Raw genomic sequence first — 21,268 nt, forward strand, 5'->3', positions numbered from 1 at the left:
CCGCCGATACCGCATGGGTCGATGTTGTGAGCAAAACCGAATTTGGTGGCTATAAAATGGGCAATCCGGACGCGCCGTTGAAGCTGGTTGAATATGGCGCAATCACCTGCCCCGGTTGTGCGCAATTTTCTGTGCAATCATCGGAAGAGCTGCATGAAATCGTCAACAGCGGCCGCGTGTCGATGGAATTCCGCCCCTTTCTGGTCCGTGGTATTCAGGACGTTCCCGGTTTCTTGCTGGCGCAATGCAGCGGTCCTGAGGCATTTTTCCCGCTGACCGAGCAGCTGTATGCCGAGCAGCCCAGCTGGCTGAGCAACATCAGCACAGTGACCGAGGCAGATCAGCAAGCCATGCAGAAAATGTCGCCAGAGCAAATTGCAACCTTGCTGGGTACAAAAATGGGCCTGATCGAATTCGTAAAGTCGCGTGGCATTAGCGAAGACCAAGCCAAGGCGTGTCTGTCGGACAGAGCGGCAATCGATGCCCTGATTAAGACCACCGAGCGCGGTTCAAAAGATGACGGTGTAACGGGAACGCCATTCTTCATCCTCAACGGGGCGAAGCTGGACGGCAGTTCGTGGAACCAGGTGAAGACCAAGCTGATCGAGGCTGGCGTTCGCTAAGCATGGCTCGGGGGGGCGCTGACATAGCCTCATTAGCGAAAGGGGCGGCCTGTTGCGTATAAAGAAGCTGAAACTGGTCGGCTTCAAAAGCTTTGTCGAGCCCGCGGAATTGCGGATCGAAAACGGCCTGACGGGTATCGTCGGGCCAAATGGTTGCGGCAAATCCAACCTGCTGGAAGCGATCCGTTGGGTCATGGGCGAAAGCAGCGCAAAATCCATGCGCGGCGCGGGCATGGAAGATGTGATCTTTGCGGGTACAGCGTCCCGCCCGCCGCGTGACTTTGCCGAAGTCACCATCTTGGCGGAACGTAGCGATGATGGTGACGCTGCCCATGACGGCGATCAGGAACTGGAAGTTACCCGGCGGATCGAACGCGGCGCGGGATCGGCCTATCGCTCGAACGGCAGGGATGTGCGCGCCAAAGATGTCGCCCTCATCTTCGCAGACGCCGCCACAGGGGCACATTCGCCTGCGCTCGTCAGTCAGGGCCGGATTGGCGCGATTATTTCTGCAAAGCCACAGGAACGGCGGCAGATGCTGGAGGAAGCGGCTGGCATCTCCGGACTGCACGTGCGGCGCAAAGACGCCGAACAGAAACTGCGCGCCGCAGAAAGCAACCTGGCACGGCTGGCAACGATCCTCGCCGACATGGACGCCCGCGCGGGGCAATTGCGGCGTCAGGCCAAACAGGCCGAACGCTACCGCACCTTGTCAAAAGACATATTGCAGGCCGAAGCCCGGCTTATTTTCGTGCGTTGGCGCGAAGCCAAGGCGGCGGCTGATGCTGCGCGGGCTGAGGCCAATGCCGCGACGGCAGCCGTAGATAGCGCCGCCGCGACACAGCGCGCTTTAACCGAACGGCAACAGGATGCCGTGACCCAATTGGCAAACGCCCGCGCCGTTGCAATGGCAGCACGCGATGCCGCAAATGACGTTTCCAACAAACTCGTCCAACTAACGGGTGAGCAGGAACGGATATTGCAGCGGCAATCGGATTTGTCTGCGCAAGCGTCCCGCATGGCCGAAGATGGCGCGCGTGAGGGCAAATTAACCCATGACGCAGCTGACGCACTCGCGCATCTTCAGAGCGAGAGCGTGGCTTTATCGGAGCAGATCAAGGCGCAGGAAGAAGAACGCCCTGCCCTGTTGCGCGCGGCCGAAAATGTCGAACGTCAGGCCCGCGAAAGCGAAATTGCCTTGGCAAAGGCCGCCGCCGAACAAGCCAGAGCCGACGCCGAATTGCGCGTGGCCGACGCCGCTGTTGCAGCGGCAGTCATGCGAGCCGAGCGGGCAGCAGGCGCCGTTGCGCGCATGGCCAGCGAGCGGGACGCCTTGGGCGATGAGGGCGCATGTGAGTCTGCCAAAAAATCGGCAGAGGCCAGCGTTGCCACCTTACAAAAGCATTTGCAGGAAAACACCGAAGCCAATGAAGCGGCAGAAACGCGCAGGACTGAACTGATCGCAGCACGCGACGGCGCGCAGGCCAGCCTTGCCAGTGCCAAAGCAGAGCTCGCGGGTTTGCTTACGGAGCAAAACGCGCTCGAACGGTCACTTGCCAAAGGGGACGGCGACAAGGCGATTAACCGCATCAAGGTTCGGCCCGGCTACGAACGCGCACTGGCCGCTGCGCTGGGTGATGATGCTGATGCCTCGATTGGCGGGGATGCCGGACGCCGTTGGTTGGGTGGAACGCCCGCTATGGGCGCTTTGGCAGACAATGCCCTGATCCATTATGTCGACGCACCGCAGGAATTGGCTGCACGCCTTTCCCATGTGCGGGTTGTCGAACAAGACGATGGCGCGGCGCTGAAACCGGGTGAGCGCGTGGTGACGCTTTCCGGGCAATTGCGCCGCTGGGATGGTTTCGCCACCGACGGCGACGGCGCAACGACCGCTGAGCTGCTGGTTCGGGCAAACCGGCTGGCGGAACTGAATGCATTGATACCGCCCGCAGAAGCGGCGTTGGCTGAACAGGCCGAGGCACTTACGCAGATGACGGATAATATCGGCGCCGCGCAGGATGCGGTTCGGGCGGCAGCGGCGGCGCGTGCAGAAACCGAAGGGCAATTGCGGCAGGCTCTGCGCGCAGTGGACCAAGCCGAAGATGCGCTGACCCGGCTTAAATCTGCAAAGGGCGCGTTGCTCGACCGTATGGCTGCCAGCGAACAAGAGCTTGCCGAAGCAAAGTCCGAACAAGCCGCAGCAGAAGCCGCCCGTGCCGCGTTGCCAGATGGCACGCATCATGCGGGTCTTGTCCAGAAACTCGTCGCCGCGAACGAAGCTGCGCGCGAGCTGCTTGCCCGCAATCAGGCGGATTTGTCATCCCTTGAACAGCGTATTGCCCACACGCGCGAACGACGTGCGGTCGCGCTGGCCGAAATCCGGGGATGGCAGGAACGCGCTGGCGAGGCCGAGCGCCGGATCGCCGACATGAACAAGCGCAGCGCAGACATTGCTGCTGAGCAGGAAGCGATGGAAGGGCGGCCCGATATTCTGGCACGCGAGATCGCAAGCCTGCGCGAAGAGAAAGAACAGCTGGCCGAAAAGCTGAATGGCCTTCAAGTAACAGAAAGTGCCTGCGAAAAAACGCTTCGGGAACTGGAAAACGAACTCGCGACCGCTGCAGAGGCGCTCTCCGTTGCCCGAGAGGCCCGCGCTGGCGCCGAAGCACGCGCTGAAAATCAGGAACATCGCCGCGTCGAAATGGGACGGATATCGGGCGAGCGTTTTGAATGCCCCCCGCCGGTGCTTCCCGAAAAGCTCGGGTTCGATGAACATGCAATGGACGATGCGTCGGTGGAGTCCGCACGGCTTGACCGGCTGCAGAATGAGCGGGAGCGCATTGGGCCGGTAAATCTGATCGCTGCCGATGAACTCGCTGAACTTGAGGCGCAACAAGGCGCAGGCGCGGCAGAAAGCGAAGAACTGACACTTGCGATTAACCGCCTGCGCGGTTCCATCGGCAGCTTAAATCGCGAAGGCAGAGCGCGCTTGCTCGCCGCCTTTGAGGCAGTTGACGGGCATTTCCGCCGGCTCTTCGCAACGCTGTTCAACGGCGGCCAGGCACATCTCGCATTGATCGACAGCGAAGACCCACTTGAGGCGGGGCTTGAGATATTTGCGCAGCCGCCGGGCAAAAAGCTCCAGTCACTTACGCTTTTGTCGGGCGGAGAGCAGGCGCTGACGGCGGTCGCGCTCATCTTTGGGTTGTTCCTCACCAACCCAGCGCCGATATGTGTCCTTGACGAAGTTGACGCCCCGCTGGACGATGCCAACATCGAACGCTTCTGCGATTTGTTGGAAGCGATGACGCGCGAAACCGACACACGCTACCTGATTGTCACGCACAACGCCGTGACCATGAGCCGAATGCACCGTCTATTTGGCGTTACCATGGTCGAACAGGGCATCAGCCGGTTGGTATCGGTTGACCTTGGTGGTGCGGAACAATTACTGGCTGCGGAATGACTTTACATGGCCCCATCACAAACAGCTTTATTTCGCAACGCCTCCGGCTGAACTATGTCGATTGGGGCAATCCCGATGCGCCACCGTTGCTTTTGGTCCATGGCGGCCGCGACCATGCACGCAGCTGGGACTGGGTGGCCGAAGAGTTGCGCCACGATTGGCACATTATCGCACCTGACCTGCGCGGCCATGGCGACAGCGCATGGTCACCCGACGGCAATTACGAAATGTCTGCCTTTGTGTATGATCTGGCGCAGCTAATTCACCAGTTGAACCTTGCCCCCGTCAGCATCATTGCGCATTCGATGGGCGGCAATATCGCCACGCGTTATGCCGGGCTTTACCCCGAAAATGTGCGCAAGATGGTGAATATTGAGGGGCTTGGCCTTTCCCCCAAAATGCAGGCGGAACGCGACGCGATTGGCATACAAAATCGTTTCCGGCAGTGGATTGACGATAAGCGCAATGCGGCTGGGCGGACACCGAAACGCTATCCCAATATTGAAGCCGCCTATGAGCGGATGAAGGCTGAAAACAGCTATTTGACCGACGAACAGGCAAGGCATTTGACCGTGCACGGCATCAGCCGGAACGAGGATGGCAGCTGGAGCTGGAAGTTCGACAATTACCTCAACATCTGGGCAATATTCGACATGCCGCGCGAAGATTTGCTCGCAATATGGCAGTCGATCACCTGTCCGATGTTGATGATGTATGGTGCCGACAGTTGGGCATCAAACCCCGAAAAAGACGGCCGCATCGCACATTTTCCGACGGCGAAGGTCGTCGAATATGAAAATGCCGGGCATTGGTTGCATCATGACCAGTTTGACCGTTTCATGGCCGACGTAAAGGCGTTCCTTTAATCAAACATCGCGCGCAAGGCGGATATGGTGTCCGCCTCTTCAGCCGGCTTGTCCCTGCGCAAACGCGATATCCGCGGGAACCGCATGGCCACGCCTGATTTGTGCCGCTTGGATTCGTGTACCGCGTCAAACGCAACCTCAAGCACCAGCGACTTTTCCACTTCGCGGACCGGGCCAAAACGGGCGACGGTGTTATTGCGGACAAAGCGGTCGAGCCATTTCAGTTCGTCGTCGCTAAACCCTGAATAGGCCTTTCCAACCGGCAACAAATTGCCATCTTCGGTCCAGCAACCAAAGGTGTAGTCTGAGTAATATGAGGAGCGTTTTCCACTGCCCCGCTGCGCATACATCATCACGCAATCGGCCACGAGCGGCTCGCGTTTCCATTTGTACCACAAACCGACCTTACGCCCCGCCAGATAGAGCGAATCGCGCCGCTTGAGCATTACGCCTTCAATCGCCGCCTCACGCGCAGCGGCACGTATCTCGGCCAGATGCTCAAAATCGCGCGCCGCGATGACCGCGGACAAATCGAAACGCGCGGGGTTCAGATTGGCCGTGAACCGTTCAAGCCGGTCACGCCGCGCGGTCCATGGCTGACTGCGCAGATCCTCCGCACCGTCGAACAATATGTCGTACAGGCGGACAAACACCGGATATTCCGCCTGCATTGCTGCCGTCACATTCTTGCGGCCCAGTCGTTGCTGCAATGCGTTGAAGCTGGCGGCCTCACCGCCCTGCACTTCGCCGCGTACCAGCAATTCGCCGTCGACCACGCCAATGCCTTTGAACGCTGCCGCTATTTCGGGGAACGCCCCCGTAACCTCGTCACCGCCGCGGCTGAACAAGCGGGTTTCGCCGCCGGTCGACGCAATCTGGATACGGATGCCATCCCATTTCCACTCAGCGACAAATTCATCAAGATGCACGCTGCCATCCTCAAGCGGATGCGCGAGCATGAAGGGCCGGAAAAACGCGCTGTCGGCGGGGTCGGGTCGTGCGGTCCGCCCTTCGCCCCATGCAAAAAGCTCAGCGTATGGCGGGCGAAGCGCGTGCCACACCTCCTCAACATCATCGACGGACACGCCAAAGGCTTGCCCGAAAGCGGTCTTGGCAAGACGCGCAGATATACCCACCCGCATGCCGCCCGTTGCAAGCTTCAGCAGCGCATAACGACCATTGGCATCCAACCGGTCCATCAACTCCGCCAACACCGCCGGAGCGCGCGCGCGGCTGGTGCTGTTCAGCAAGTCGATGACTTCGGACACGGTCGGCGCGGCATCGCCGCCGCTATTGTCTGGCCACATCAGCGCGACCGTTTCCGCGGTATCACCAACATAATCGCGGCTCATGCGAAACAGCATGGGGTCGAAACGTTCCTCTGCCATCGCGCGAATGGCTGCCGATTTGACGGTGGCAATGTTCAAGGTCCCGGCCAGTGCCGCCAAAGCCCAGCCGCGATCGGGGTCAGGCGTTAACCGCAGATAATCGGCGATCAGCCGGATCTTTAAATCGCGCGACCGTGTGTAGATCAAGCCATCGATGAGGGCCGCGAATGCTTGCATCAGCCTTCGTCCTCGTCTTCGCGGCCAACCAGATCCAGCGCGCGGGCCTTTAACTGGTGCAGCTCACACCACCGACCCAGCGCATCGGTGCGGCCATGGGTGATCCAGGTTTCCGAAGGACGCAGTTCAAGCAATGTTTCGGTCAATTCGGTCCAGTCGGCATGGTCCGAAATGACCAAAGGCAGTTCGACATTGCGCTGTCGGGCGCGTTGCCGGACGCGCATCCACCCCGATGCCATCGCCGTGATGGGTTCCGGCAGACGCTGTGCCCAACGGTCATTCAGCGCCGAGGGCGGTGCGATAACAATCGCGCCTTTCAATTCCGATTTGGCAAGGCCAGTTGCCATGATCAGTTCGCCCAGCGGCAAATTGTGCGCGGCGTATAGGTCGCACATTTTCTGCATCGCGCCATGGATATATATCGGCGCATCATAATCCGCCCTGCGCAGTTCAGCGATGACCCTTTGCGCCTTGCCCAACGCATATGCACCCACAACAACGCATCCATCCACATTGGCCGCGCGGGCGGCGAGCAATTTGGCGATCTCGTCCTCAATTGGCGGATGCGTGAATACGGGAAGGCCAAAGGTAGCTTCGGTAATCAAAACATCGCAGACAACGGGTTCAAACGGCGTGCATGTCGGGTCAAAACGCCGCTTATAATCCCCGGTCACAACAACCCGCTCACCGGCATGTTCAAGCAATATCTGCGCCGATCCAAGCACATGGCCCGCGGGGTGAAAGCTTATTTTCACGCCGCCATGTTCGAACCCCTCGCCATAAGGCACGGGCGTGCCCATTTCGGTGCCATATCGCAGCGCCATAATCGCCAGCGTTTCAGGCGTCGCCCACACCGCGCCGTGACCGCTGCGTGCGTGGTCAGCATGGCCATGGGTGACAAGCGCGCGCGCGGCAGGACGCGACGGGTCAATCCACATGTCTGCAGGCTTCACATAGATGCCATGCGCGTGCGGCTCTATCCAATGTTGGGCGGCGGTTCGGGAGATGTCGGCTGTCCTTTTCTGGATCAGAATATGGGCAGTGGCAGGTGCGATGTAAACCGCATGTATCAGCGAAAGTTCAAGGCCGCAGCACGCAAACGCCGCAACTTCGTCGCCGACCTATCGCAAGCCCGCGAAACTATCGATGCCCGTCAGATGGCCTCGACGTAAAACAGCAAACAGGTTTCGGGATGCGCGTGTGGCAGTTGCAGCCCACCGTGCATCAGCGCGGCCCCGTTCAACGTCGCGCCCTCATGATTTAGCCCAAGCCTCTCGATTGCCGATGGCCCCTTAATGGGTTGCCAGATTGTCGGCCAAATCAGCGTGACCAGATAATGTCGGTCCGGGTCCAAACCCGCAAACCGCAAACGTTCAGGCAAAACTTGCGGATCGCTTAAGACATAAGCGACCGAATATAGCGCCTCGGAACGGTCACGCGCGACTACGCCGCTTGCGATGATCTGCGGGGCCGTATCGATCCGGACCAAGTCGCCATCATGGAGCAACGCACGGTGACGCTTATGCAAGGCGATGGCAGACTTTAGCGTGTCGAGGTCGCCCGGCCGTTCGGTCAACAGGTTTAGTTCAAGCCCCATATGCCCCGTGAACGCAGTCGCAGCGCGCATGTCCATAGACAGCCTGCGTCCGCTCACATGGCATCGCGCTGGTCCGACATGGCAGCCCATCACTTCGGGTGGCAGGAAGAAGCTTGCGCCGCGTTGGATATATTGCCGGTCAAGTGCGTCATTGCTGTCCGATGTCCAGACGCGGTCACTATGCGCCAGCACCCCCATATCGGCGCGCGCACCACCCGATGAGCAGCTTTCAATTTCGACATCGGGATGCGCGGCGCGCACGCGGTCAAGCAGCGCGTAAAGCGCCGTTACCTGTGCGAATGCTGTCGCGGTGCCAGACGCACCACCCGGATGGCTTAGGTCGCGGTTCATATCCCATTTGATGTAGCGTATATCGTGGTCGCGCAGCACCGCATCGATTGCGTGGAATATATAGTCCGCGACTTCGGTCCGGCTCATGTCCAGCGCGAGTTGCGACCGGAACGGCACTTGATCTACGCCCTCCACACCCAGCACCCAATCGGGATGTGCGCGGTACAGGTCGCTGTCGGGGTTGACCATTTCGGGTTCAAACCAAAGTCCGAATTCCATGCCCAACGATGTCACATGATCCACCAAAGGCTTTAGGTCGTCGGGGTACACATCGGCGGACACAGTCCAATCACCCAGCCCGGCGCGGTCATGTCGCCTGCTGCCGAACCAGCCGTCATCGAGGACAAAGCGTTCAACGCCAATGTCCGCAGCGCGCGTTGCCAGTTCTTTCAGCTTATCAACATCATGGTCGAAATACACCGCTTCCCACGTGTTATAATGCACCGGCCGCGGCTTAAAGCGCATCGCTGGCCGCAGCAATTTTGTGCGCACATGTTGGTGGAATTTGCGGCTCAGCGCGCTCAACCCATCGGCGCTATATGCCGCAACAATTTCGGGGCTCGCAAAGGTTTCACCCGGTGCCAGCCGAACCTCGCCGGGCAGCAACAGCGCACCAAGGCTGGTCAACACGCGCCCATCGGTCAGCGTGTCCACACGCAGGCGATGGTTCCCGCTCCACGCCAAATGGAAGCCATAGGCCTCGCCCGCGCTTTCGTTCGTGCCGGGCGTCGCCAATAGCATGGCGGGATAGCTGAAATGCGAGGTGCGACCGCTGCGGTTTTCCCGCAGATATGTGCCCGCGCTGCGCGTCACCCGATCTTGGGTAAACTCCTGAGTCCAGCGGCCGGTAAATCCGATAATCTCGGTCATGTGCTCAGGCACAGGCAGGCAGGCCGTCATCACTTCAGTCACATCGAGCGCAGTCGCGCCGTAATTGGTCAAATCCGTGCGGATACGCAGAACGCCGGTGGCAGGATCGAAATCAATGTCATATTCGAGGCCGAGCCGTGTGCGTTCATCACGGCACATGATCTTCGCGCCATGCGGCCTGCTTTCAACTTTGCCGACGTCGAAAAGGCTGCACCAGTCCTTGCCCTCGCGATGCGCAGCAAAGCCCTGCATCATGGGGTGGCCAAGACCGGGCTCCATTGCGAAGGACAATGGCAGCGCAACATCTGCGACGCCGTGCATAGCCTGCCGAAAAAACAGGCTTTCGATCTGCGCCGCATCGACATTTTCGGGCAATGCCGCGCCCCAATAGATGACCGACGGCGGCGCACCCTTGGCGCAGGCCAATATCAAACTCGCGTCCGGGGCATCAAATCGCAAATGGTCCAACTCATGCTCCCCAGAAATTCCGTTGGCCGTCGCGACCCATTTGTTACTTTGTGTTTTGTATATAGCCGTTTAACCGGCATATTATCAAAAAAGCAAAAGCACAGCTTTGCAACGAAAATCATCGGGGGGGCGGATGTTCGAGACAACCAATAGCGCGGCGCAAATCGGCATATTTGTTTCGCTCACCATGCTCATCGCCATCCTGACGTACTGGAAAGTGCATGGAAAGGGTGCCCAGCGCGCGCAGGATGCTGGTTCCACCAAAGAGGTGTTCCTAGCAGGCGGCGGGCTAACCTGGCTGTTTGTCGCAGGCTCGATTACGCTGACCAACCTTTCGACCGAACAACTGGTCGGCATGAACGGCAACCAGATGCTGCTGCTCGCGTGGTGGGAGATTTCGGGTTTCGTTGGCCTGTTGATCTTGGCCTATGTTTTTGTACCGATTTATTATCGCAACAATTGCACCACGGTGACAGAATTGCTGGAGCGCCGGTACAAGGGCGGCAGCATACGCACCGTGATTTCGGCGCTGTTTCTGCTGGGCAATATCCTGATCTACCTTCCCGCGGCGCTCTATTCGGGCAGTCTTTTTTTGAAATCGATGTTCGGTGTCGATTGGTCGCTGATCTGGTTTGCCGCGCCGATGGCGATTATCGCCGCCATGTACACCATCACCGGCGGCTTACGCGCAGTTGCGGTTATGGACACCTATTCAGGCATCGGCGTGCTAGCGATTGCGTTTTTGGTGGTGATATTGGCACTGGCTGCGGTCGGGTTTGACCTGTCCACTGTGCCGGCCGAGCGCACATCGATGATTGGCAGCATCGATTCGCCCATCCCGTTCCACACATTGTTCACGGGCATGATTTTCATCCAGATATTCTATTGGTCAACCAACCAGAATATCACCCAAAAGGCGATGACCGCGCCGACCGTCAAAGAAGCGCAAAAGGGCGTGCTTGCCGCCGCCGCCGTCCGTATCCTCATCATCCCCGCCATCGTGGTCATTCCGGGCGTGGTTGCCTATAAGCTTTTCGGAAGCTTGGGCGATGCGGCCTATGGAAAGCTTGTGGCGCATGTGTTGCCCGGTTGGATGTCCGGCGCGTTTGCCGCCATGATGATGGCCGCAGTGATCGCGCATACCAGCGCCATATTGAACAGTTCGGTCGCGTTATACGCGGTCGATTTTCATGACAAATTCATCCGTCCTGTTGCCAACCACTGGCGGCTTGCGGCGATTGTGTCGATCATCCTGACGGTCACGTCGATCCTGCTGGTTCCGGTCTATGAAAACGCAAAAAGCATCATCAACCTTTTGCAGCAGCTCAACGGCCTGTCATCCATGCCGATCCTTTCGGCCTTCATTACCGGGCTGCTGTTCCGAAATATGGATGCACGGGCCGCGATTGCCGGATTGGTGTGGGGCGTTGCGTTTTATGCGTTCCACAATTTCATTTTATATGTGCCCGACACGCTTTATGCCGGCGAGACATTTTACCAGCATATGGGAATCGGCTGGCTGCATTATATCGACGTCATGGCGATTGTCCTTGTGACCTGTGTGTTGACCGCATTGACGGTGAACCGCATCATCTTTGGCAATCGGGCCGTGTTTATTTGGAGCAAGGAAGGACGCCGGCTTTCGGCGATTGAGGCATGAGCGAATATATCATTGTTATTGACGAAGGCACGACATCAACCCGCGCCGTTCTGTTTGCGGCCGACGGCACCGCTGTGGATAGCTGCCAGCGCCCATTGACCCAGCATTATCCGGCGCCGGGCCTGGTGGAGCATGATGCCGAAGAAATCTGGAAGCTGACGCTGGAATGCGCGCAGACCGTTATTGCGAAGGCAGGCGGTGCGGACCGCGTTGCAAGCATTGGCATCACCAACCAGCGCGAGACCATTGTGTTCTGGGACAAGCGCACGGGCAAGCCGCTTGCCCCTGCAATTGTATGGCAGGACCGCCGCACCGCAGACATATGCGCGGCGTTGAAGGAACAAGGCGAAGAAGCGGTTGTTCAGGCCAAAACCGGCCTGTTGCTCGATCCCTATTTCTCTGGCTCCAAAATTGGCTGGGCCTTGGAAAACTGGCCACAGCTAAAGGATGCGGGCGCGCATCTCGCGGTTGGCACGGTCGAAAGCTATCTTGTATTTCGCCTGACGGGCGGCGGCCATATCACCGATGCAACTAACGCATCACGCACAGCATTGATGGCGATTGGCAGCGGCGGATGGGACGATGGCCTTACCGACCTGTTCGGCGTGCCGCGCGACATATTGCCCGAAATAACCGACTGTGCAGGCGATCTTGGCAAGACATTGCCGGAACATTTTGGCGGACCCATCCGCATTGGGGGTATGGCGGGGGACCAGCAAGCCGCCACCATCGGCCAAGGCTGCTTTGCCGTTGGCCAGACCAAGGCAACATTTGGCACGGGCGCGTTTGTGCTTACGCAAACGGGCACAACATTGCGCCAGTCACGCAACCGTCTGCTATCGACCATATTATATCAATTGGGTGGTGAGCGGCATTATGCGCTAGAGGGTTCGGTATTTGTCGCGGGCAGCCTGGTCCAGTGGCTGCGCGATGATCTGGGGCTTATTGCGCATGCTGCGGACACCGAAACACTGGCGCGCAGCGTTCCCGACAATGGCGGCGTATATCTTGTACCCGCATTGTCCGGCCTTGGCGCGCCGCACTGGCGTCCCGATGCACGGGCAAGCATCAGCGGCCTCAGTTTCTCGGCGACGAAGGCGCATGTCGCCCGCGCCGCGCTGGAGGCGATGGCCCACCAGACCCATGACCTGAAAACAGCATTTGCTGCGGACGGTGCCGATTGGGCGGAACTGCGTATTGATGGCGGCATGGTTGCCAATGATTGGATGGCACAAGACCTCGCCGACATGCTCGCCATAGATGTCGAACGTCCGGCCTTTGTCGAAACGACGGCACTTGGCGCCGCAATGCTCGCTGCGGTTGGATGCGGGATGTACAAGTCGCTTGAGGATGCCGCGGTCATGCGCGGCGGCGTGCAGCGCTTTATACCCAATATGGAAAAGCATGCACGCGACGCGCGGCTTTCAGGGTGGTCAGACGCCCTTGCGCGTGTCCTTCAATAGCCCAAGTCCCAGTTCACAACATCTTAACCATCTGACTGCAATGTAGAGCCGCCCATGTGGCGGACGACATCGACAGGACCAAAAGATGGATAATTTGCGCGGATTTGAACCGTTTGGATCAGACCTTGATGCTGATTTGCCCGCTTATGCCCTCTTTGAGGACGAAGACGCAGCAATAGAGCCGCCACCAATCATATCTGGCGACGACCGCCGGATGCAGGTTCGCGCGCTAAATTTTTGGACGTCGCAGCTGCACGACAAAAATTTCCCAAGCATCGAAGAACTCGAACCATCGGCCATCGAAGATTTCCGGGACTACAGCGTTCTTCTCGATTTTACCTCGGGCATCGAAAATCCGTCCATTGACTATCTTGGCGATAAATTGCGCGCCGAATGCGGATTAAGCGCGGACGTCACGTATCTGGATGAAGTGCCCCGCCATTCGCTCCTGTCGCGCATTACCGACCATTATCGTCAAATCATTGCCAACCACGCGCCCATCGGCTTCGAAGCCGAGTTTGTGAACGATCGCGGCAATGTCCTCATGTACCGCGGCATTTTGCTGCCCTATTCGACGGACGATGACACCATCGATTTCATTTACGGCGTCATCAACTGGAAAGAAATCGCGCCTGCAGACATTAGCGAACCGTTGCAGATTGAGGTTGAACACGCGCGCGCAGCATTGCCGCCGCGGCAGGAACATGTCCCTCTATGGGCAGGCGGCCAGATGGCGGAGCAGCTTGATGAAGCAGCGCCGTGTGATGACGTACAAAGCGATGAACCTTATCCGCTGCAGACGATAGCGCCCGATGAAAATACAAGCCTTGCCGACTGGCTGGATACCGCACGGCAATGTGCGGAACAGGCCCGCGATGCCGATCTTCGCACCCGCGACGCCTTGTATCAGGCGATTGGACAGGCGTACGACTTCGCCTTGATTGCCGCCAATCACCCTGCCGATTATGCTGAATTGCTTCATGATGCAGGCCTGAAAGTACAGGAACGCGCGCCATTTACGCCCATCGTTAAGCTGGTTTTTGGCGCAGGCTATGACAAGACCCGCTTAACCGAATTTGCCACAGCGCTTCAATTTGCGCACCGCAATGCCGTTCCGATGGGAACGTTCGCCACTATTCTCGCTGGCTTTGACGGCGGCTTGAAAGCCATTGTGGCGGCAGAACGTCGCGCCAAGAAAATCGCTGCAGGCGACGAACCGGCCACGGCGGCAACCGATGACCCACGCGCGCGTTTGCGATCGGCGCGCAAGCGTGACCTCAGCGAATTTGCGGGTACAGGCGACGAATTTGTTCTGCTCGTTGCCCGCCGCGATGCCGATGGCAGCGTTGCGATTGTCGGATCAGTTCAAGGCGACGCCATCTTCACCGAAAAGGCATTGCGCAAAGCCGACGTCTGACTTGTTTCGCAGGGCATTAGTGCTTAACGCGTTGGTCAGATGACTGACGCCCTTGCCCTTGCTTATGCCCAACGCCTGATTTCCTGCGAAAGCGTTACGCCAGCGCAGGGCGCCGTATTTGACGCGCTGGAGGATATGCTGAAGCCGTTGGGCTTTCGCGTTGACCGTTTTGTATCAGGCACAGGTGATGACAATCCAGCGCATGGCGCGCCCGTCGAAAATCTGTTTGCCATTCGCGAATCCGGCGGGCGTCACTTTGCCTTTGCCGGGCATCTTGATGTCGTGCCGCCGGGCGCTGGCTGGGCAAGTGATCCTTTCATTCCGCAGATAAAGGGTGATTTGCTTCACGGTCGCGGCGCAGTGGATATGAAGGGCAGCATCGCGGCATTTGTCGCAGCCCTGCACGAAATACCCGCTGACGCAGGGACAATCAGCCTGATCATTACGGGCGATGAAGAAGGGCCGGCGATTTACGGCACCCGCGCCTTAATCGATCATATGCAAGCGCTGGGCACCATTCCTGATGCCTGTCTTGTCGGCGAACCCACCAGCGTGAACCGGCTTGGCGACATGATGAAAATCGGACGCCGCGGGTCCGTGAACATGTGGATTTCAGTTGCAGGCACGCAGGGCCATGTCGCCTATCCGCATCTGGCCGATAATCCCATCCCAAAGCTCGTGGCGATATTGTCGGAGATCGAAGCGATTACGCTGGATGCGGGCACGGACTGGTTCCAGCCAAGCAATATTGAGGTCACGGACCTGACTGTCGGCAACAAAGCGACCAACGTCATTCCGGCAAAGGCAGAGGCCAGATTGTCGATCCGGTTCAACGACCTGCAAAACGGCGAGGCGCTTGTTGCGCGGATGCAAGAGCTTGTCGAAAAGGGTGGCGGAAACCTGACCGCCATGATTTCGGGCGAAGCGTTCCTGACCCCGCCGGGCGAACTATCGGCAGCTATTGCGGAGGCTGTTGAGGGCGTTATGGGCATAAAGCCCGAGCCGTCGACCACCGGCGGAACCTCCGATGCGCGGTTCCTGACGAAAATCTGTCCCGTCGTTGAATTCGGCCTGTGCAACGCAACGATGCATAAGTTGGACGAAGCGGTGGCCATTGCCGACCTCACCGCGCTCACCGAAATCTACCGGCGCGTCGCGATCCGGATGCTTGGCAGCTAGCTTTTCAGCATAATATACAGCGCGCCTGACCCGCCATGCCGAGGGTGCGCGTTGCGGACCGCAGAGATGCTCCTTGCGTGGCGTGACGCCGCCAGCCAATCCCGGACAACGGCGGCAATCGCGCCCCTGCCCTGACCACTCGCCCGATCATGCGCGCGTTGCTTGCCAGTGACCAACAGAACGACCTTCATCTTTTGCGCTATCGCTTGTTCAAGCGCCCCATCGAGCCGCGCATAGGCACCGGACAATGACGCATCGTGCAAATCCACGCTGACATCGGGCATGATGCTGCCGCGCGTGATCCGTCGGTCCCAATGGCCATCCAGATTGTGCGGAACAGGTGCAATCTTGCTTTGCGGTGCGGCAACAATTTTCGCAGGTTCGCTGCGTATCGGCTTCGGCTTGGCATTCAGATGCTTGGCCAAGAGCGCTTTGTCCGACGCGGCCGCAGCCACTGGCGGCACCTTTGGTTTGGTGGCGTGCATAGGGCTGACCGTGGCGACAACTTTCCCCCACAGTGCCTTTTCATTGCTGTCCAAATGCCGCGCCATGGCGAATTTATAGCCCGAGCCGGGTGACTGCCGCCTTGGGTAAGAAAATCAGCGCCGCGCCGCGTGCCGCCATACCGCCCGCAATGGCGCGTGCCCGGTCACCGGCACCCCAAAATGTATCAATCCGGTTTGCGCCCTTGATCGCGCCGCCGGTGTCTTGGGCAATCCAGATACCGTTCGGTTCAGCACGGTCCATCGACAGCCACAGAGGCGCGCCGAGTGGGATAAACTTGACGTCGACCGCGACGCTTGCCTCACCCACGACAGGATAGCCCATTGCGCCAAGCGGCCCTGCGCCGGTCAATTCGCGGAAAAACACAAAGCTTTTATTTTCCTGCATCACTTTGCGGCCCTCTTCGGGATTGGCACGCAAAAAGGCCACAATGCCCTGCATCGAACCATCGGTGATGAGGCCACGATCCTTCATCAACCGGCCAATGCCGGTGTAGCCACGCCCGTTTTGGCTTTCATAGCCAATGCGCATCACGCTGCCATCGGGCAGCCTTAGGCGCCCTGACCCCTGAATTTGCAGGAAGAAGAATTCGATCGCATCATTGGCATATGCGATTTCAAGGCCGCGTCCTGTCAAAGAGCCATTTTCAATCGCGGCACGGTCATCATATTGCACCAGCTTTGTGCCGTTGACTTTGCCCCGGATGTTCTTGCCCTTTAAATCATCAGAGAACTGCCCAAGGTCGACATCAATCAGGTCCGATGGCCGTTTGTAGACCGGCACTTCACAACCCGCCTGCCGCGTGCGGCAGCCGGCGATTTCGGGCTCATAATAGCCTGTGGCAAACGCTTTGCCGTTACCGACTTGCACCGCGTCCATATACGCCGCGAAGAAGGATATCGCGTCACCCGTCCATGTTTTGACGGCGTCGCAGGCGGGAATCCAATCGGCACCTTGGGTAAGGCCGCTGCTGTCAGTGCGCCGAACGAGGCCCGGGCAGCTCGTCTTGAAACTATCCATGGCAAGCTGGGCCTTGCGCGCATCGACCTGCAACGATCCAATTTCTGGCCCACGCACAACGCCTAAGCTCGCCGCGGTCGAACCGTCACCTGTCGGCACGGGCGCAGCCAGCGTTACCGCGGGCGTGGATGGAATGGGCTCAGCTGCCTTTTCCGGCAAACCGGCGTCAGGCGATGGACGTGATGCACCCGTCGATGCGGTCGGCACCCCATTGGGAATTATGCCGCCCGAACAAGCGGACAGGGTCAGAGCGGATAAGCCTAAGGCAAAAAGGGCGCGTTTCATCGCCCGGGTGAATCAGACCGAGTCGGTTTCGTCAAGCTTCCAGTTGCGGCCGCCTGACTTAACATCGCGCATGAACGTCCAGATATCATGCGTTTCAACAGCGTCGGTCATCGAACCGCCGATGATGTTGCCATCGGCGTCCTTCACCATCGCCGCGATGTCGGCATCAAACCGAACGGTAATACGTGCCATTGGGTGGTCGTAGCTTGCATCCAAAACACGCACTTCGTCGATACGCACCAAGCGGTTGGCCAATTTCTCACCGCGCGCGTCGCGACCATCAATAGCCTCGGCAAAGCTGTCAAATACATCATCGTCACATAGGAAACGCAGCGCTTCCTTGTCACCACGCCAATAGGCCTCAAGCACCATTTTGTAGGCGGTTTTGGATCCTTCGATGAACAGCCCGAGATCAAAGCTCCGGTCCGCATTGGCAATTGCCTTGATGCCGCTTTGTGCGGCCATGTCGACATTTGAGATTTCGTTCGCCGGAATGGCCGCGGCGGCATCGCTGCCTGCCGACGGCTGGCGCAGCATAGGCTGGGCAGCCGTTTCGATCGGACGGCGCGCAACGGGCTCCTGTTCGTGACCCGTGCGCTTACCCAGCACCGAGTAAAGCCGAAGGCCGAGGAACGCTGCAACAAGAGCAAGCAATACAATAGTGAACGTCACAACGCCTCCATGCGCCAAATAAGTCCGGCATATAATTTCGATGGTATGGAATATCGCCCATCCCGCTCCGCCTCAATACCATATAAGCACTAATGTTGCGGGTTCAAAGGGCTTTACCTAAAGAAAAGTGCGGCTTGCCGCATGTGCAACAATGATTGCCCTTTGTCGGTCACCCTGCTAGGCGCGACGGCCAATAGGGGCGCGATTTGGCGTCCATGACAATCAATAGGAAAGCACGACATCACATGGCTGACGAAGCAGGCACCATCGTTTCGGAAAATGTAAAAGCTAATGGCGCAGATACCGCACCGGCAGTGGGTATGTTGAACCAGTATATCAAGGACTTGTCGGTAGAAAACCCGAATGCTCCGCACAGCTTTAACTGGGACGTGACACCGCAAATCGACGTCCAGGTGAACATTCTGGCCAATTCCATCACGGATGAAGTGCACGAAATCACCTTGAAACTCGCGGTCAAAGCCGAAAGCGACAATGGCGTCCATTTCTCGGTCGAACTCGAATACGGCACGCTATTTGGTCTGCGCAATGTCAGCGACGAGCAAGCGCACCCGTTCCTTTTCGGTGAAGCGCCGCGTTTGATGTTCCCATTTGCACGCCGGATTGTTGCCGATGCCGTTCGCGATGCAGGCTATCCGCCGCTCGTTCTCGAACCGATTGATTTCAACGCATTGTATATCCAGCAGCTCACGCAAGCACAGCAGATGGCAGAAACGCAGCCTGCAGGCGAAGCATAAGGCCGTAGGTACCAGGTGAACATATGAGCCTGGTTCGAAACAGCATCACCATTGGGGGGCTGACTTTGGTCAGCCGCGTGCTTGGCCTATTGCGCGATATGTTGATGGCGCGCTATGTCGGTGCAGGCCTTGCGTCCGACGCGTTTCTGATTGCGTGGCGGCTGCCGAACCTGTTTCGTGCATTGTTCGCTGAAGGCGCATTCGCGGCGGTTTTTGTCCCTCTGTTCAACAAGAAAATGACCGAGGCGGAACGCGAAAAGGCACAAACAGGCCTTACCGCTGCGCGCACATTCGCGAGCCAAGTGCTGTCGGTGCTATTCCCGTTTTTGGTGCTGTTCACGGGGCTCATGATGCTGGCGGCGGGGCCTGTTGTCTGGGCCATGACCGGCGGTTTCCCCGATGGCGGACCGGAGAAATTTGCGCTCGCACGCCATCTGACGATTATCACCTTTCCCTATCTCGCGCTCATCTCGTTGGTGTCGTTGCTTGGCGGCATATTGAATTCGCTGAACCGTTTTTGGGTCAATGCCGCCGCGCCGATATTGCTGAATATCTGCATGATTATCGCGCTCATCTTCTTCCGTGGCGACAGCGAAGTTGAAACGGCGGTTACCCAAGCCATTGCCGTGACCGTGTCCGGCGCGCTCCAATTGCTGTGGCTGATGTGGGCGTGCCACCGCGCAGGGGCTAGCCTGAAGCTTGCATGGCCGCGCCTGACGCCCGACGTAAAATTGATGCTCGCCTTGATTGCGCCAGCCGCGATTGGCCAAGGCGCCATTCAATTCAACCTTCTTATCTCAACGTCGCTCGCAGCGCGGTTCTTGCCAGAGGGGTCGGTATCATGGCTCTATTATGCAGACCGCCTGAACCAATTGCCGTTGGGATTGATTGGCATCGCGATTGGCACGGCGATCCTGCCTGCGCTTTCGCGCCAGATTAGCGGCGCGGACACCAAGGCAGCGTCCGACACGCAAAATCGTGCTGTTGAACTGGCGCTGTTCTTTGCCATGCCCGCAACGGCGGCGCTGATCGTTTCGGCGATACCAATCGTCCATGGCATATTTGAACATGGCGCATTCACGGCGGCTGACACACAGGGGACCGCCGCTGTCCTGATGGCCTTTTCCGCAGGCGTGCCTGCATATGTCCTGATCAAGGTGCTGACGCCCGGATTTTACGCGCGTAGCGACACCAAAACGCCGCTGCGGTTGGCTTTGTGGTCGATGTTGGTGAACCTTATCGGTAACCTCATTCTCATTTGGCCGCTCGCACATATCGGCGTTGGCGTTGCGACTGCGATATCAGCCTGGGTCAATGTCGCCTTGCTGTGGTTCACCTTGCGCAAACGCGGGCATATCGCGGTCGATACGCGGCTCAAGCAAAAGGCGTGGCGCATTGTTCTGGCTGCAGCATTGATGGGTGTCGCCCTGTTTTTCGGTAATGAAATCATTGAAGACCAATTGGGCACGGGATTGTGGCGACGCATTGCTGTGCTGTCGGTTCTCGTGAGCGCGGGCGGCGCTGTATATGCGCTGGCCATATTGCTGTTCGGCGCTTACCGAATTCAAGAATTGAAATCCCTGTTCCGTCGGCGTGCAGCCTCGCCCGCGGCCAATATAAGCGAGTAATCATCATGCGCGTCGTTTCTGGCATTCAACCCACCGGCAATCTGCACTTGGGCAACTATCTGGGCGCGATCCGCAACTGGGTGAAAATGCAGGGTGAAATGGAATGCCTGTATTTCCTTGCCGATTTGCACGCGATCTCCATGCCGCATGATCCGGCCGAATTGACCGCGAACACGCGCGAGATGGCTGCTGCATTGCTGGCGTGCGGACTGGACACCGACAAGGCGATATTGTTCAACCAAGCGCAGGTCCCTGCCCATGCGGAGCTACAGTGGTTGTTGACGGGCACAGCGCGCATGGGTTGGCTAAACCGCATGACGCAGTTCAAGGACAAGTCGGGCAAGAACCGCGAAGGCGCGAGCATCGCGCTGTTCACTTATCCCGTGCTTCAGGCCGCCGACGTCTTGTTATATCAGGCGACGCATGTTCCGGTCGGCGAAGACCAAAAGCAGCATCTGGAACTTGCGCGCGACATTGCCCAGAAATTCAACACGGACTTCGGAAACGGCACCGATATCTTCACCTTGCCCGATCCCATCATTCCCAAAGAAACCGCGCGCATCATGTCGCTGCGCGACGGCAGTTCGAAAATGTCGAAGTCGGATCCAAGCGATATGAGCCGGATTAACCTGATCGACGATGCCGACACGATCCTGAGCAAAATCAAAAAGGCCAAGACCGATCCTGAGCCGCTTCCGTCGGGGCCTGCGGGCCTTGAAGGCCGCCCCGAGGCGAAAAATCTTGTCGGCATTTACGCCGCCTTTGCCGAAGAGACCGTCGAGGCAACATTATCGCGTTTTGGTGGTCAGGGCTTTGGCGCATTCAAACCAGCATTGGCCGAAATCGTCATTGAACATCTGCGTCCCATTTCGGAGC

Annotated in this window: 16 protein-coding genes; 10 read left to right on the plus strand and 6 right to left on the minus strand. The window is 58.4% G+C overall.

The genetic code is table 11. The features are described from left to right. The 3 genes from ACIQZK_RS09015 to ACIQZK_RS09025 form a co-directional block, all read left to right on the plus strand. A partial coding sequence (locus ACIQZK_RS09015; protein ID WP_397575839.1) for a DsbA family protein occupies positions 1-623 on the plus strand: 623 nt, incomplete at its 5' end. A 52-nt stretch (positions 624-675) separates the two neighbouring features. Next, the gene (locus tag ACIQZK_RS09020) at positions 676-4,092 is read left to right on the plus strand and encodes a chromosome segregation SMC family protein (protein WP_397575840.1); all 3,417 of its coding nucleotides are present in this window, start codon (positions 676-678) and stop codon (positions 4,090-4,092) included. Beyond that, positions 4,089-4,958, plus strand: coding sequence for an alpha/beta fold hydrolase (locus ACIQZK_RS09025; RefSeq protein ID WP_324479393.1), 870 nt, complete (start codon positions 4,089-4,091; stop codon positions 4,956-4,958). Before ACIQZK_RS09020 ends, ACIQZK_RS09025 begins: the two co-directional genes overlap by 4 nt. Here ACIQZK_RS09025 and ACIQZK_RS09030 read toward each other — a convergent pair. From ACIQZK_RS09030 to ACIQZK_RS09040, 3 genes are all read right to left on the minus strand, one after another. Then, positions 4,955-6,523, minus strand: coding sequence for a cisplatin damage response ATP-dependent DNA ligase (locus ACIQZK_RS09030; RefSeq protein ID WP_397575841.1), 1,569 nt, complete (start codon positions 6,521-6,523; stop codon positions 4,955-4,957). The genes ACIQZK_RS09025 and ACIQZK_RS09030 overlap by 4 nt on opposite strands. Beyond that, positions 6,523-7,530 carry a ligase-associated DNA damage response exonuclease gene (locus ACIQZK_RS09035; RefSeq protein WP_397575852.1) on the minus strand — a complete coding sequence of 336 codons (1,008 nt, stop codon included), beginning with the start codon at positions 7,528-7,530 and terminating at the stop codon, positions 6,523-6,525. The genes ACIQZK_RS09030 and ACIQZK_RS09035 overlap by 1 nt, the downstream gene beginning before the upstream one ends. A 146-nt stretch (positions 7,531-7,676) precedes the next feature. Further along, positions 7,677-9,809 carry an alpha-galactosidase gene (locus ACIQZK_RS09040; RefSeq protein WP_397575842.1) on the minus strand — a complete coding sequence of 711 codons (2,133 nt, stop codon included), beginning with the start codon at positions 9,807-9,809 and terminating at the stop codon, positions 7,677-7,679. Positions 9,810-9,942: 133 nt separating this feature from the next. Between ACIQZK_RS09040 and ACIQZK_RS09045 the strand changes: the two genes are divergently transcribed. The 4 genes from ACIQZK_RS09045 (at position 9,943) to dapE (ending at position 15,528) form a co-directional block, all read left to right on the plus strand. After that, a complete protein-coding gene (locus tag ACIQZK_RS09045) occupies positions 9,943-11,469 on the plus strand; it encodes a sodium/solute symporter (protein WP_397575843.1) in 1,527 nt (508 codons plus the stop codon). Then, the gene (glpK, locus tag ACIQZK_RS09050) at positions 11,466-12,932 is read left to right on the plus strand and encodes a glycerol kinase GlpK (RefSeq protein ID WP_397575844.1); all 1,467 of its coding nucleotides are present in this window, start codon (positions 11,466-11,468) and stop codon (positions 12,930-12,932) included. Before ACIQZK_RS09045 ends, glpK begins: the two co-directional genes overlap by 4 nt. Before the next feature lie 85 nt (positions 12,933-13,017). Beyond that, on the plus strand, positions 13,018-14,349 hold the full coding sequence (locus ACIQZK_RS09055; protein WP_397575845.1) for a hypothetical protein: 1,332 nt from the start codon (positions 13,018-13,020) through the stop codon (positions 14,347-14,349). A gap of 39 nt (positions 14,350-14,388) precedes the next feature. Then, on the plus strand, positions 14,389-15,528 hold the full coding sequence (dapE, locus tag ACIQZK_RS09060; RefSeq protein WP_397575846.1) for a succinyl-diaminopimelate desuccinylase: 1,140 nt from the start codon (positions 14,389-14,391) through the stop codon (positions 15,526-15,528). Here the strand turns inward: dapE and ACIQZK_RS09065 are convergent. The 3 genes from ACIQZK_RS09065 to ACIQZK_RS09075 are packed head-to-tail and all read right to left on the minus strand — an operon-like array spanning position 15,525 to position 18,009. Beyond that, positions 15,525-16,079 (minus strand): Smr/MutS family protein, encoded by a 555-nt coding sequence (locus ACIQZK_RS09065; protein ID WP_397575847.1) that lies wholly within the window; start codon positions 16,077-16,079, stop codon positions 15,525-15,527. The two genes, dapE and ACIQZK_RS09065, sit on opposite strands and share 4 nt — an antisense overlap. 7 nt (positions 16,080-16,086) lie before the next feature. After that, positions 16,087-17,337, minus strand: a complete 1,251-nt coding sequence (locus ACIQZK_RS09070) for a murein transglycosylase A (RefSeq protein WP_397575848.1) — start codon at positions 17,335-17,337, stop codon at positions 16,087-16,089. Positions 17,338-17,349: 12 nt separating this feature from the next. After that, entirely contained in the window at positions 17,350-18,009 is a 660-nt protein-coding gene (locus tag ACIQZK_RS09075) for a Tim44/TimA family putative adaptor protein (protein ID WP_397575849.1), read from the minus strand. A gap of 245 nt (positions 18,010-18,254) precedes the next feature. On the opposite strand from ACIQZK_RS09075, the gene secB reads away from it, so the two are divergent. The 3 genes from secB to trpS form a co-directional block, all read left to right on the plus strand. Further along, on the plus strand, positions 18,255-18,764 hold the full coding sequence (secB, locus tag ACIQZK_RS09080; RefSeq protein ID WP_395634680.1) for a protein-export chaperone SecB: 510 nt from the start codon (positions 18,255-18,257) through the stop codon (positions 18,762-18,764). A gap of 23 nt (positions 18,765-18,787) precedes the next feature. After that, a complete protein-coding gene (gene murJ, locus ACIQZK_RS09085) occupies positions 18,788-20,392 on the plus strand; it encodes a murein biosynthesis integral membrane protein MurJ (RefSeq protein ID WP_397575850.1) in 1,605 nt (534 codons plus the stop codon). 5 nt (positions 20,393-20,397) lie between these two features. Beyond that, a partial coding sequence (gene trpS / locus ACIQZK_RS09090) for a tryptophan--tRNA ligase (RefSeq protein WP_397575851.1) occupies positions 20,398-21,268 on the plus strand: 871 nt, incomplete at its 3' end.

Source organism: Sphingorhabdus sp. (assembly GCF_044338195.1).
Classification (GTDB): Bacteria; Pseudomonadota; Alphaproteobacteria; order Sphingomonadales; family Sphingomonadaceae; genus Sphingorhabdus_B.

Excerpts from the sequence above, each read along its gene's own strand:
- ACIQZK_RS09065 (WP_397575847.1), bottom strand. The coding sequence starts at position 16,079 with ATGGCGCGGCATTTGGACAGCAATGAAAAGGCACTGTGGGGGAAAGTT.
- ACIQZK_RS09055 (WP_397575845.1), top strand. The coding sequence starts at position 13,018 with ATGGATAATTTGCGCGGATTTGAACCGTTTGGATCAGACCTTGATGCT.
- dapE (WP_397575846.1), top strand. The coding sequence starts at position 14,389 with ATGACTGACGCCCTTGCCCTTGCTTATGCCCAACGCCTGATTTCCTGC.
- glpK (WP_397575844.1), top strand. The coding sequence starts at position 11,466 with ATGAGCGAATATATCATTGTTATTGACGAAGGCACGACATCAACCCGC.
- ACIQZK_RS09045 (WP_397575843.1), top strand. The coding sequence starts at position 9,943 with ATGTTCGAGACAACCAATAGCGCGGCGCAAATCGGCATATTTGTTTCG.
- secB (WP_395634680.1), top strand. The coding sequence starts at position 18,255 with ATGGCTGACGAAGCAGGCACCATCGTTTCGGAAAATGTAAAAGCTAAT.
- murJ (WP_397575850.1), top strand. The coding sequence starts at position 18,788 with ATGAGCCTGGTTCGAAACAGCATCACCATTGGGGGGCTGACTTTGGTC.
- ACIQZK_RS09070 (WP_397575848.1), bottom strand. The coding sequence starts at position 17,337 with ATGAAACGCGCCCTTTTTGCCTTAGGCTTATCCGCTCTGACCCTGTCC.
- ACIQZK_RS09030 (WP_397575841.1), bottom strand. The coding sequence starts at position 6,523 with ATGCAAGCATTCGCGGCCCTCATCGATGGCTTGATCTACACACGGTCG.
- ACIQZK_RS09025 (WP_324479393.1), top strand. The coding sequence starts at position 4,089 with ATGACTTTACATGGCCCCATCACAAACAGCTTTATTTCGCAACGCCTC.